Source organism: Pseudomonas sp. PS01298 (assembly GCF_029959745.1).
Lineage (GTDB): Bacteria > Pseudomonadota > Gammaproteobacteria > Pseudomonadales > Pseudomonadaceae > Aquipseudomonas > Aquipseudomonas aylmerensis.
Map to the genome: position 1 here is coordinate 1 of NZ_JASCPP010000011.1, position 13,703 is coordinate 13,703.

Below are 13,703 nucleotides of genomic sequence, written 5' to 3' on the forward strand. Positions count from 1 at the left end.
GCGTTGGGCTGCGAAGCGGCCCCAAAACCTGCCAGTCAGTTCTGGCTGGAAAAACGCGGCGCCTGGATGGGGGCTGCTTCGCAGCCCAACGCGGGGCAAGCCCGCTCGCCACAACAGTCCTGCCTGCCACAACAGTTCTGCCTGTCATGACAGTCCTGCCTGCCACAACAGTTCTGCCTGTGATGACAGTCCTGCCTGCCACAACAGTTCTGCCTGTCATGACAGCCCTGCCTGCCACAACAGTTCTGCCTGTGATGACAGTCCTGCTTGCCACAACAGTTCTGCCTGTCATGACAGTCCTGCTTGCCACAACAGTTCTGCCTGTCATGACAGTCCTGCTTACCAAAACAGCCCTGTCTGCCAGACACAGTCTGCTTGCCACCACGCACATGCTCACCACAACAGCCCGGCTCTCCACTGGGTTATTGAGCGGTCGGCTGGCTATGGGGAAACAACAAGTCCACAAACTTCTCCGCCGTCGGCTGCGGCTCATGGTTGGCCAGGCCGGCCCGTTCGTTGGCTTCGATAAATACATAGTCCGGTTGGTCGGCGGCGGGCACCATCAGGTCCAGGCCCACCATGGGGATGTCCAGGGCGCGGGCGGCGCGTACGGCGGCGTCGACCAGCGTGGGGTGCAGGATGGCGGTGACGTCTTCCAGGCAGCCGCCGGTGTGCAGGTTGGCGGTGCGGCGCACGGCCAGGGTCTGGCCCCGCGGCAGAATGCTGCTGTAGTCGTAGCCGGCCGCCTGCAGGGTGCGTTCGGTCTCGGCGTCCACGGGGATTTTGCTTTCGCCGTCGGTGGCCGCCTGGCGCCGCCGACTCTGGGCTTCGATCAATGCCCCGATGGAATGCTGGCCGTCGCCGGTGACTTCGGCAGGGCGGCGGATCGCGGCGGCGACCACCTCGAAGCCGATTACCAGGATGCGCAGGTCGAGGCCCTGGTGGAAACTTTCGAGCAACACGCGGCTGTCGAACTGGCGCGCCGCTTCGATGGCCTGCTGCACCTCTTCAATGGTCTGCAGATCCACTGCCACGCCTTGGCCTTGCTCACCATCCAGCGGCTTGACCACGATGCGCTGGTGTTCGTCGAGGAACTCCAGGTTGTCATCGGCGCTGCCCGCAAGTTGCTGCGATGGCAGTTTCAATCCGGCAGCTTTCAATACCTTGTGGGTCAGGCTTTTGTCCTGGCACAGGGTCATGCTGATCGCGCTGGTCAGGTCGCTCAGCGACTCGCGGCAACGCACGCGGCGTCCGCCATGGCTCAGGGTGAACAGGCCGGCATCGGCGTCATCTACCTGCACATCGATGCCGCGTCGGTGCGCCTCTTCGACGATGATCCGCGCGTAGGGGTTGAACCCCGCCTGCGGACCCGGGCCGAGGAACAACGGCTGGTTGATGCCGTTCTTGCGCTTGATCGCAAAGGTGGTCAGCGCGCGAAAGCCGAGCTTGGCGTAGAGGTTCTTGGCCTGGCGGTTATCGTGCAGCACCGACAGGTCGAGGTAACTCAAGCCACGGCTCATGAAGTGCTCCACCAGGTGGCGCACCAATACTTCGCCGACGCCAGGACGCGTACAGTGCGGATCCACCGCCAGGCACCAGAGGCTGCAGCCGTTTTCCGGGTCGTGGAAGGCTTTCTGGTGATTGAGGCCCATCACGCTGCCGATCACCGCGCCGCTGTCTTCATCCTCGGCCAACCAATACACCGGGCCACCTTGATGGCGCGGGGTCAGGCGCTCAGCGTCGACCGGCAACATGCCCCGCCCTTGATAGAGCTGGTTGACTGCCGCCCAGTCTGCCTCGGTCTGCACCCGGCGAATGCGGAAACCGCGAAACACCCGGGTGGCCGGACGATAGTCGCTGAACCACAGCCGCAGGGTGTCGGAGGGGTCGAGAAACAACTGCTGCGGATCGATCCCGAGGATCTGCTGCGGCGCCGCCACGTACAGGGCGATGTCGCGCTCGCCAGGCTGCTCGTTGAGCAGTTCCTCGGCCAGGCTCGCGGGGTCGGGAAAGGTATGGCCGATCAACAACCGGCCCCAGCCGCAATGCACGGCAATCGGCTCGGCGGCCAGCGGGCTGCCATCTTCGGCCAGTCGGGCTTGCAGGCGCTCGTAGGTTGGCGCCTGGCCCTTGAGCAAGCGTTGGCTGTAAGCCGCTGCATGGGGTTTCATCAATCAGATTCCTTGTTCGCTGAGCCACAGGTTCAGCGCCGCCAGTTGCCACAGCTTGGAGCCGCGCAGCGGGGTCAGTTGGCCTTGCGGATCGGTCAGCAGGCGGTCAAGCATGGCCGGATTGAACAGGCTACGGTCCTGGCTCGGGTCGAGCAGCAGCTCGCGCACCCAGTTGAGGGTGTCGCCTTGCAAATGCTTGAGGCCGGGGACCGGGAAGTAACCTTTCTTGCGGTCGATGACTTCGCTCGGGATCACCCGGCGCGCGGCTTCCTTCAACACTTGCTTGCCGCCGTCGGGCAGCTTGAATTTGCCGGGCACGCGGGCCGACAGTTCCACCAGGCGGTAGTCCAGGAACGGCGTACGCGCTTCCAGGCCCCAGGCCATGGTCATGTTGTCGACGCGTTTGACCGGGTCGTCCACCAGCATCACGGTGCTGTCCAGGCGCAACGCCTTGTCCACGGCCGCATCGGCACCGGGCATGGCGAAATGTTCGCGCACGAAGTCACCGGCGGCGTCGTTGGCGGTCAGCCATTTCGGCGCGACGGTGGCGGCGTAGTCGTCATAGCTGCGGTCAAAGAATGCTTCGCGATAGGCCGCATACGGATCGCTGGCGCCGTCGACCTGCGGGTACCAGTGGTAACCCGCGAACAGCTCGTCGGCACCCTGGCCGCTCTGCACCACCTTGCAATGCTTGGCCACTTCCCGCGACAGCAGGTAGAAGGCGATGCAGTCGTGGCTGACCATCGGCTCGCTCATGGCGCGGAAGGCCGCCGGCAATTGTTCGATGATCTCGCTTTCGGCGATGCGCAACTGATGGTGGCGCGTGCCGTAGTGCTTGGCGATCAGGTCCGAGTACTGGAATTCGTCGCCACGCTCGCCGCCGGCGTCTTCAAACCCGATGGAGAAGGTCGACAGGTCCTGCACGCCCACTTCACGCAGCAGGCCGACGAGCATGCTCGAGTCGACGCCGCCGGACAGCAGCACACCGACATCCACGGCGGCGCGTTGACGGATCGCAACGGCTTCGCGGGTGCTGTCGAGCACGCGGTCGGTCCAGTCTTCGAGGGTGAGGTTGCGCTCATCCTCGTGCGGGCCGTAGGGCAGGGTCCACCAGGTTTTCTGCTCGGTGGTACCGTCGGCGTCGATGCGCATCCAGCTGGCCGGCGGCAGTTTTTCGATACCTGCCAGCAAGGTGCGCGGTGCAGGCACCACGGCGTGGAAGTTCAGGTAATGGTTGAGCGCCACCGGATCGAGAATCGGGTTGATATCGCCGCCCTTGAGCAGCGCCGGCAAGGCCGAGGCAAAGCGCAAACGCTGGCCGGTACGCGACAGGTACAACGGCTTGACGCCGAGACGGTCGCGGGCGATGAACAGGCGCTGGGCATCGCGCTCCCAGATGGCGAATGCAAACATGCCATTGAGCTTGGGCAGCAGGGCTTCGCCCCAGGCGTGATAGCCCTTGAGCAGCACTTCGGTGTCGCCACCGGAATAGAAGGCGTAGCCGAGGGCTTCAAGCTCCTGGCGCAATTCCGGGAAGTTATAGATCGCGCCGTTGAACGCCAGGGACAGGCCCAGTTGGGCGTCGACCATCGGTTGGGCGGAGCCGTCCGACAGGTCCATGATTTTCAGGCGTCGATGGCCCAGGGCAATCGGCCCTTGGGCATGGAAGCCCCACGCGTCAGGTCCGCGTGGCGCCAAGTGATGGGTGATTCGTTCCACCGCTGCCAGGTCGGCAGGTTGGTGATCGAAACGTAATTCTCCAGCTAATCCGCACATAGAGTCCTTACCGGTTTTTCCGTTGGGGAGGGATAGAAATGCACGCGCCAATACAGCGGGTACCTAGGGACTGACCCCACGCCCATGTGCGGAGTTTTAGATCAATAAGTTATATGGCAAACGGCCGCCCCTGCCTGCGAAGTGCCCCCCGGCCCGCGTGGCGTGGGCCAACGTGGCGGTAACCAGATCACGTTCAGGTACAAAAACCAGGGCGCTCCAGTGCTTGAACGCGCAACTATTTGAACCCTTTGGCGAGGAGGGTGGGCTTATCGTGCTGCGTCATTGTTCAACGCAATGAAGGAACGTTGTTAATGACGCAAACAGTTGATTTGAGCCAGGCCGTCGCGCCTGTGACTCAGGATGAAACGATGGCCGCGCTGCTCGGAGTCACCGGCGACCTGGACAAGGCGCAAGTGCTGTATGAGCAACTGCCGGCCTGGTTGGTCAAGGCTGATGCCGAGGTGCTGCACGGCATCGAGCGGGCGCATGCGCTGAGTGAACGGCCGCGGGAAAAACTGCAGCGGCTGCTGCGCCGCCTCAAGCCCCTGGATCAGTTTTGCCGCGAACGGCTCGGCGCCTTCCTGGCGAGCAAAGGCCTGGCTGGACTGGACATCGATAATGACACCCTGGATCTGCCCCGGCGTTCATTCAGCGGTGTGAGTGCAGACCTTGGCGGCATGCTGATCGAGACCATCAACCTGGAGCGGCACAGCCTGTTGCAGGCCGCCATGCAGAACTTTTCCGACGCCTCGGCCGCGGTGGGCGGGCTACCGATCAACGCGGTCGTGCGTGTCGGGCCAAAGCGCGCGATTGCGCAACACCCCACCGCGCATACCTTTGTCGGTTACTGTCGCGAGTTGAACCTGGGCGCGGCTTATCAGGCGCATATCCGTGAAGTGTTCAACCTGCCTGCTCCCGGTGAGGGCCAACTGGACACTGGCCGGGGCTATAACCCGGCGGTCAGCGAGGTTGGCCAGCCTCGCTGCCTGGACATGCAGATCGACCTGCATGTGGCCTATGGCAAGGGCGATATCGACGCCCCCACCCGTGCGTTGTTGCTCGACGTGGTCAGGCTCGACCTGCCAGCCGCCGAGGTTCCAAACGTGTGGTTCAACCGCCAACCTTTGACCTGGCAGGGCTTGAACATAGACGGGGCTTGCCTGTGGGGCGTGCTGGTGTTTTCCAGCACGGCGGCCGAGGGTCTTTCCCGCGGACCGATCGTGGTGTACATGCCCAATGAGCCGGTGCGCCCGTGGTACCGCTATGAGTCCCTGGAGCAGTTCAAGGTCTACCTGACGCTCAAACTCCAGGTCGGCTCCTATCGAACGTTTTTCACCGGCTATCTGGATGAGTCTGAGCGCTTCGATTTTTTTCAGCGCTTTGACCAGAACAAAACGTTGATACGGGTGGAGCCGCTGGCGGTAACCAGCAATGTGTCGACGTTTTTTTTCAATGCCTGTGTCGGCAAGATACGCCTCGATGCCCTGGTACTGGCGGTGCCCAACGCCCAGGCCGATGACGATGCGCGCAAGGAGCGCGTCCAGAATTACCTGGATATCGGCCTGACCCTGCTGAATGTCGCGGGGTTGATGGTGCCGGTCATCGGGCAACTGATGATGGGCGTGGCGGTCGGGCAGATTCTTGGGGAGGTCTTCGATGGGGTGGACGATTGGGTCCACCAAGACAAGCACGAAGCGCTCAGGCACCTGACCAACGTCGCTGAAAATCTGGCCGCCATGGCCTTGTTCGCGGCGGGGACGAGCGTGGTGGGGCGGCTGTGGCGATCTACCCCTGCCACGTCGCGGCTGTACGAGAAAGTCGAAGGTGTGCGCATGCCGGACCAATCCACGCGGTTATGGCGTACCCGTCCCGAGCCCTATCAGCAGTCCCTGTCGCTGCACGGCCGGGTTGCCGGTCCGCGAGGGGTGTATCAGGTCGACGGCCAGTCCTACGTGAATATCGACGGTGCGGTGTATTCGATCACCTTCGATGCCCGTACCGGCCGGTGGAGAGCCGTGCACCCGCGACGAGCCTCGGCGTATCAGCCGCCGGTGAGCCACAACTTCCAGGGCGGCTGGCAGTTCTCGTTCGAGCGTCCCTATGAGTGGGAAAGTGTCGAATACATCCTGGGGCGGCTCGACCCGAGCCTGAAGTCCTTTACCCCGGAACAATTGCGCCAAATCGCCGCCATTACCGATATGACCTTGCCCCGCCTGCAGCAACTGGCCAGGGACAACCTGCCATTGCCGGAACGGTTGCGCGATTGTGCGCAGCGCATGCGGCAGAACCAGAGTATTCGCGACCTGATCTGGCAAATGGACCATCAAGCCCCCCTCGACGCGACGACCGCCCACGTGCAGATGCAGGCGCTGCCGTTGATGGACGGCTGGCCCAAAGGGCGGTTTTTCGAACTGCTGGACGATGAAGGCTATGTGCTTGAGCGTCACCCTGACACTGCGCCTTTCGACTACGAAGACCTGAGCATCCACCTGACTACGCAGCAACTGAAAAGCGGGCAGATCCTGCCGACGTTGCTGGCCGCCCTGGACGATGAAGAAAAGGTGACACTGCTGGGCGGCGCCTTTCAGCCAGGCGAGGCGCAAGCGATCCTGGCGCGGCGCCTCGCGGCATCGCTCAAGCAGCATCATCGAGCGGTGTATGAACGGCTGCGAGCGCATGCCGACTTCACCGAGCAGGCGGATCATGGGCTGCTCAAGGACCGTCATCCGCAGTTGCCTATTCGGCTCGCCTGGGAAGTCATGAGTGAAGCCTCCACCGCCGAGCGCCTGCGCTTGCGTCATACCCGGCGCGTGCCGCTGCGCCTGCGCCAATGGGCGCGCGCGACCGAGGAGGCGCTGGACGAAGACGAGGCCCTGATGGGCCTGTACGTACCGGAGGTGGCCACCGATGCCACCCGCCGCATCGCCACCGGCCTGCTGCGCGTGGTGCCGGGCTGGCCCGAGGACCTGGTGCTGCAAGTGCGCCGTGAGCGCTTGCGGGGCGATATTCTCGCCCAGGTGGGCGATACAGAGGCCGCCGCCACGCGTGTGCTGGTTCAGTCGGCGAAGGGCTTTCGCGCCCACGATGGGCAGGGGGTGTCGCTGGGTGCGCTGGCCGGTGGTCCGGAAGGGTTCTACACGGCACTGCTCGACTGCCTGTCCGCCGAGCACATCGAGGCAATGGGACTCGACGGAAACGAAATGGCCAGTCGCTTGCGCCACACCCTTATCGGTAAGGCCGAGGATGAGCGCAGCCGGATGGCCCGTTACCTGTGGCCGGAACGAGCGCTGCCTGAGGAACCGGCCCTGTCGTGCGTGCAGGCCACGCCGATGGGGTGGCAGCAATATCCCCATGGCCTGATGCGCAAGGTCAGAAAGCTCTACCCCTTGTTTGATGACTCGCGCATCGCGACTTTCCTGCAAGCCCTGGGCTCCGATCACCTGTCCCGCGCCAAAGCCGTGCGTGCCCTTGAAGAACAATATGAGGCGTTGCATCGGGCCCTGAAGCTGTGGACCAAGGACAAGGTCGCACAATCCGACCAGGCCCTGCTTGACCTGCGCCTGGCGCGCCATCAGGCCGCAGAAGCGATCAAGCGCAGTTGGCAATACGCGACGTTGAGTCGGGATGTGGCGGCTCGCCAGGTCCCGATCCTGAATCTTGACGGCATGGCCGTTGGCGCCTTGCCGACCCTGCCGCCAGGTGTCCATTTCGGGCATGTCCGGCAGTTGTCGTTGAAGCGGATGGGGCTCAACGACGACGTCGGGTATTTCCTCAAGCACTTCAAGGGCCTGAATTTCCTCGAACTGACGGGTAACCGCATCACGCGGCTGCCGGAAGTGCTCCAGCAAATGAAGCAGCTCAGTCACTTGTACCTGGACCACAACCAACTGCAACTGACCGAGTACACCCGCACCAAACTCGCCGACCTCAAGGCGCTGCAAGTGCTGAACCTGAACGACAACCCGCTGCTGGACTCACCGGTGGTCTACAAGATGCTCGATCTGCAGACCCTGGCCTTGCGCAATTGCCGGCTGACAAGCCTGCCGACCGGCATTATGCGCATTCCCCACCTGAACCGACTCGACCTGCGCGCCAACGATATCGTCAGCTTGCCGCCGTGGTTGTTCGACACCGAGCAGCGCAAGCCCGAGAACATCCACCTGGAGCAAAACCCGCTGGATGCCGGCACCCGACAGCTACTGAACCATTACCGCGACGAGACGGGGGTGGGCATGGGTTTTTTTGAAGATGACATTGGCCGGTTACACGAACAGCGGGCCAAGGCCCTGTGGTTGGGGGATGAACGGCTGGCGGGGCACGCGCAGCAAGCCGAGATCTGGCTGGGGCTTCGCGATGAGCCGGCTTGCGACGGACTGTTCAAGCTGCTGGCAGGGCTGAGTGATACCGCAGACAGCGTGCACGTGCGAGAGGACCTGCACCGGCGCGTCTGGAACGTGTTGGAAGCGACGGCAGAGGATGTCGAGTTGCGCGGCCAAGTGTTCGAACTCGCCGCCACGCCGTTGAACTGTGATGACAGCGCCGCCGACAGTTTCAGTAATGTGGAGGTACTGGTTCTGGTCCGCAAAGCGGTGCGACAGGTCGAAACGGGCGAAGCGCAGACCCGGCCGCTGCTGCGCTTGGGCAGGGGCTTGTTTCGTCTCGATCGGCTGGCGTCCATCGCCCGTCGCCATAGTGTCGCGCATCCGACGGTCGACCCGCTGGAGGTCAGCCTGGCCTATCGGACTGGCCTGGTCGAGCGCCTGCACTTGCCGGGGCAGCCTCGCCACATGCGCTATGCCAGCCTCGGCGGGGTCACCCAGAACATGCTCAGAATGGCCGAAGCGCAGGTCAAGGAGGCTGAGCTTTCGCCGCTGCTTCTGAAGTACCTGGCGAATCTACCGTGGTGGCAAAACTACTTGAAAAAGACCCAGAGCGGCTCGTTTGAAACCTTGAACGAACCATTCATCAGCCGCTCGGACACGCTGTTCGAGCAGCGTGAAGCCCTGGATGACGCCACCTACAAAAAGCGTATCGATCAGATCAGTGACGACCGGCAACGGGCGGAGTCGGCCGAGCTTGAACGCCTGACCCAGGAGGCGTTGAGGCTGGATGACCTGGGTGGCTGTGCATTGCCAACGGTGCACTGAGCCTGCGCTCAGCGCGGATTTTTCACGGCGTTGCTGCGAATCAAGGCCCGCACCGCGAAGCGGTTCGGGTGGCAGGCCTCGGCCACACTGCGCGGCAGGGGCAGCGGCTCGTTGTCCAGCCAGGCTGCCAGTAGCTCGCCGGACAGCGGCGCGGTGATCAGGCCCCGCGAGCCGTGGCCGCTGTTGACGTACAGACCGTCCAGCCACGGGCAGGCGGCTTGCGGGGCGTGGCGGGCGTCCTTGCGCAGCGCATCGTAGGCCTGGTCGAAGGCCTCGGGGTCGGCGAGCGGGCCGACAATCGGCAGGTAATCCGGACTGGTGCAGCGAAATGCGGCACGGCCTTCCAGGGCATCCGGGGCGAGGCTGGCCGCCTGCAGGCGCCGGGCCAGGTCCGGGGAGATTTCCTCCAGCAGCTCGAGGTTGCCGGCATGCTCGGCAGCAGTGGGGGCGAGGTCATCGCTGTGGAAATTGAAGCTGGCCCCCAGTGTGTGTTCACCCAGGCGTGGTGGCGCCACATAACCTTCGGCGCACACCACCGTGGCCAAGGCCTGGCTGTCGGCGGTCTGGGGCAACCGGGTGATTTGCCCGCGAATACGCTTGAGGGGCAACGCGGCGCTGGCAGCAAAACGCTTGACCTCGGCGGCACCGGCCAGCACTACCACCGGGGCACTGGCGAGCAACTGCTCACCGTCCCAGGCCTGCCAATGGTCGTCGACTTTGCGCAGCTCCAGCACCTCGTGATGGGCCAGCACATTGATCCCGGAGTGGCGTGCCTGCCACTGGCAGAGGGCGGGCGGGTGCACCCAGCCACCTTCGGGGAAAAACAGCCCGCCATGCTCCAGGCCAACCCCGGCGCGCACCTGGGCCTGATCCCGGTCCAGCAGGTGCAGCAAGTCCGGAGCGAATGCCCCGGCCAGTTGCGCCTGGCGTTCGGCCTCCTTGGCATTGAAGGCCAGTTGCAGCACGCCGCAGCCATCCCAATCCACCCCCCGGTGCAGGTGTTCCAGCAGGCGCCGGGTATGCCCGAAGCCGCTGACAATCATCTGCGACAAGGCGGTGCCGTGGGCGGACAACTTGAGGTACAGCACCCCCTGCGGATTGCCGGAGGCCTCCTGGGCCAGGGCCTCATGCCGCTCCAACAGGCTGACGCGCCAACCGCGTGCAGCCAGGCTGGCGGCGCTGGCGCAACCGGCCAGGCCACCACCGATCACCAGGGCGTGGCGCTCGCCATGGAGCGCGGGAGGGCGCGCGAACCAGGGTTTGACCGCAGCCGGCGCGGGCGTCTCGGCGGGCCAGCCGAGAAAATCACCGCGCAGGATTTCCCATTTATGACCGATGCCCGGCGTGCGCTTCATCTTGAAACCGGCGGCGTTGATCAGGCGGCGTACCCAGCCGGTGCTGGTGAAGGTGCTGATGGTCGAGCCGGGGGCTGCCAGGCGTGCCAGTTCGGCGAACAGCTCGGCGGTCCACATCTCGGGGTTTTTCGCCGGGGCGAAGCCGTCCAGGAACCACGCGTCGACCTGGGCGTCCAGTTGCGGCAATTGCTCCATGACATCGCCGACCAGCAGGGTCAGGGTCACCCGGCCGTTATCCAGCACCAGTTGCTGGAAGCCTGGATGAATGGCGATGTACTGGGCCAGCAGTTGCTCGGCGAAGGGCTGCAGTGGTGGCCAGAGGGCGAGGGCGCGCTGCAGGTCGGCGTGGCTCAGCGGGTATTTTTCCACGCTGACAAAATGCAGGCGCGCACCGGCCACGGCGTGCTGTTCGAACAACTGCCAGGCGCAGAGAAAATTCAAGCCGGTGCCGAAGCCGGTCTCGCCAATCACCAGCCGTCCGCCCACCGGCAGCGCCGCAAAGCGTTCCTGCAGGCGGTTCTGCTCGAGGAACACATAGCGGGTTTCTTCAAGGCCGGACTTATCGGAGAAGTACACGTCGTCAAACACCCGCGAGTGCGGGCGACCTTGGTCATCCCAGTCGAGCTGGGCGTTGGGCAATACGGGGGTCATGGGCGGCTCATCATCAACGAAGCAGGCAACGGCAAGGCGGCCATTCTAGCCGATCAACTACCAACGCATTGATCCATGGCAAGCGGCAGTGGAATTTCCTCCCGCGTGTCGTTGCCCAATCCGCTAGTCTTGCTGAATTCTGGAACGGAGCCGCCCATGTTCGAATCTGCCGAAATTGGTCACGCCATCGACAAAGACACCTACGACGCCGAAGTCCCGGCCCTGCGCGAAGCGTTGCTGGAGGTGCAGTACGAGCTGCAGCAGCAAAAGCGTTTCCCGGTGATCATCCTGATCAACGGCATTGAAGGGGCCGGCAAGGGCGAGACGGTCAAACTGCTGAATGAATGGATGGACCCGCGCCTGATCGAGGTGCGCACCTTCGACCAGCAGACCGACGAAGAACTGGCCCGCCCACCGGCCTGGCGCTATTGGCGCCAATTGCCTGCCAAGGGCCGCATGGGCATCTTTTTCGGCAACTGGTACAGCCAGATGCTGCAGGGCCGGGTGCATGGCGAGATCAAGGACGCGCGGCTCGACCAGGCCATCGCCGGGGCCGAGCGCCTGGAGAAAATGCTCTGCGATGAAGGCGCGCTGATCTTCAAGTTCTGGTTCCACCTGTCGAAGAAGCAAATGAAAGCGCGCCTCAAGGCCCTGGCCGACGACCCGTTGCACAGCTGGCGCATCAGCCCGCTGGACTGGCAGCAGTCCGCGACTTACGACAAGTTCGTGCATTTTGGCGAGCGCATCCTGCGCCGCACCAGCCGCGACTACGCGCCGTGGCACGTGATCGAAGGCGTCGATGCGCACTACCGCAGCCTGACCGTGGGCAAGATCCTGCTCGAAAGCCTGCAAAATGCCCTGAAGCAGCCCAAGGGCAAGGCCAGCGGCATGAACCCGGCGCCGCTGCTGGCCTCGGTGGACCAGAAGAGTCTGCTCGACAGCCTCGACATGACGCTGAGCCTGGACAAGGACGATTACGAAGAACAGCTGATTACCGAGCAGGCCCGCTTCTCCGGCCTGATGCGCGACAAGCGCATGCGCAGGCACGCCCTGGTGACCGTATTTGAAGGCAATGACGCGGCGGGCAAGGGCGGCGCGATCCGGCGTGTCGCGGCGGCGCTGGACCCGCGTCAGTACCACATCGTGCCGATTGCGGCGCCGAGCGAGGATGAGCGCGCCCAGCCTTACCTGTGGCGGTTCTGGCAGAAGATCCCGGCGCGCGGCATGTTCACTGTGTTCGACCGCTCGTGGTACGGCCGCGTGCTGGTGGAGCGCATCGAAGGCTTCTGCACCCCGGCCGACTGGATGCGTGCCTACGGCGAGATCAATGACTTTGAAGAGCAACTGCGCGATGCGGGGGTGATCGTGGTCAAGTTCTGGCTGGCGATCGACAAGCAAACCCAATTGGAACGCTTCCAGGCCCGCGAAGAAATCCCGTTCAAACGCTTCAAGATCACCGAAGACGACTGGCGCAACCGCGAAAAGTGGGACGACTACCGCGCCGCCGTCGGCGACATGGTCGACCGCACCAGCACCGAGGTCTCGCCCTGGACATTGGTGGAAGCCAATGACAAGCGCTGGGCGCGGGTAAAAGTGCTGCGCACCATCAACCGCGCGCTGGAAGAAGCATTCGAGAAAAGCGACAAGCACGACAAGAAGAAAAAGAAATAAGCGCGAGGCAGTCGGCTTGGGGTGGAGAGCTGGCTTGTGGTGGACAGCTATGGTGGACAAAGCTGGTATTTAGTGGAGAGCCCGCTTTTTTGTGGCGAGCGGGCTTGCCCCGCGTTGGGCTGCGCAGCAGCCCCAAAACCTGCCCACCCCTTCTAACTGAAGCCCTGCAGTGCCTGGGGCCGGGGCCGCTTCGCGCCCCAACGCAGGACAAGCCTGCTCACCACAAGGGCTTGGCCACCTAACCCTCTGTACTCCAAACCCGCGTGGTGGACTGCCAGCTTGTAGTGGACAGTGGAGAACCCGCTTTTTTGTGGCGAGCGGGCTTGCCCCGCGTTGGGCTGCGCAGCAGCCCCAAAACCTGCCCACCCCTTCTAACTGAAGCACTGCAGTGCCTGGGGTCAGGGCCGCTTCGCGCCCCAACGCAGGACAAGCCTGCTCACCACAAGGGCCTGGCCACCTAAACCCTGCCCACGTCTTCTGACTGAAGCACCGCGCTGCCTGGGTGAGGGCCGCTCCGCGCTCCAACGCAGGACAAGCCTGCTCACCACAAGGGCCCGGCCACCTAAACCCTCTGCCCTACAAACCCGCGTGGTGGACAGCCAGCTTTTAGTGGACGGTGGAGAGCACGCTTTTTTGTGGCGAGCGGGCTTGCCCCGCGTTGGGCTGCGCAGCAGCCCCAAAACCTGCCCACCCCTTCTAACTGAAGCACTGCAGTGCCTGGGCCGGGGCCGCTCCGCGCCCCAACGCAGGGCAAGCCTGCTCACCACAAGGGCCCGGCCACCCAAACTCTCTGCACTACAAACCCGCTGCACAACAACCTCCTGCACAACTAGACTTCTGCACAACAACCCCACTGCCCAACAACCCCCCCCCATTACAAACCCGCGCACCACCCCATGCTTTTGTATATGCCAGGTGAATGATCATCGCGG

The 13,703-nt window shown here is 63.7% G+C and carries 5 protein-coding genes; 2 read left to right on the top strand and 3 right to left on the bottom strand.

Features of this window, described 5'->3' with window-relative positions:
- Nucleotides 1-422: 422 nt before the first annotated feature.
- Complete coding sequence (ngg, locus tag QMX97_RS07050) at nt 423-2,171, bottom strand: N-acetylglutaminylglutamine synthetase (RefSeq protein ID WP_065904291.1); 1,749 nt, start codon at nt 2,169-2,171, stop codon at nt 423-425.
- Nucleotides 2,172-2,174: 3 nt separating this feature from the next.
- Nucleotides 2,175-3,947: an N-acetylglutaminylglutamine amidotransferase gene (locus tag QMX97_RS07055; protein ID WP_282396590.1), complete on the bottom strand. Its 1,773-nt coding sequence runs from the start codon at nt 3,945-3,947 to the stop codon at nt 2,175-2,177.
- Nucleotides 3,948-4,258: 311 nt separating this feature from the next.
- On the opposite strand from QMX97_RS07055, the gene QMX97_RS07060 reads away from it, so the two are divergent.
- Nucleotides 4,259-9,094: an NEL-type E3 ubiquitin ligase domain-containing protein gene (locus QMX97_RS07060; RefSeq protein ID WP_282396591.1), complete on the top strand. Its 4,836-nt coding sequence runs from the start codon at nt 4,259-4,261 to the stop codon at nt 9,092-9,094.
- A gap of 8 nt (nt 9,095-9,102) precedes the next feature.
- Here the strand turns inward: QMX97_RS07060 and mnmC are convergent, their stop codons facing one another.
- Nucleotides 9,103-11,100 carry a bifunctional tRNA (5-methylaminomethyl-2-thiouridine)(34)-methyltransferase MnmD/FAD-dependent 5-carboxymethylaminomethyl-2-thiouridine(34) oxidoreductase MnmC gene (gene mnmC / locus QMX97_RS07065; RefSeq protein WP_282396592.1) on the bottom strand — a complete coding sequence of 666 codons (1,998 nt, stop codon included), beginning with the start codon at nt 11,098-11,100 and terminating at the stop codon, nt 9,103-9,105.
- A 156-nt stretch (nt 11,101-11,256) separates the two neighbouring features.
- Between mnmC and pap the strand changes: the two genes are divergently transcribed.
- Entirely contained in the window at nt 11,257-12,771 is a 1,515-nt protein-coding gene (pap, locus tag QMX97_RS07070) for a polyphosphate:AMP phosphotransferase (RefSeq protein WP_282396593.1), read from the top strand.
- The last annotated feature ends 932 nt before the right edge of the window (nt 12,772-13,703 follow it).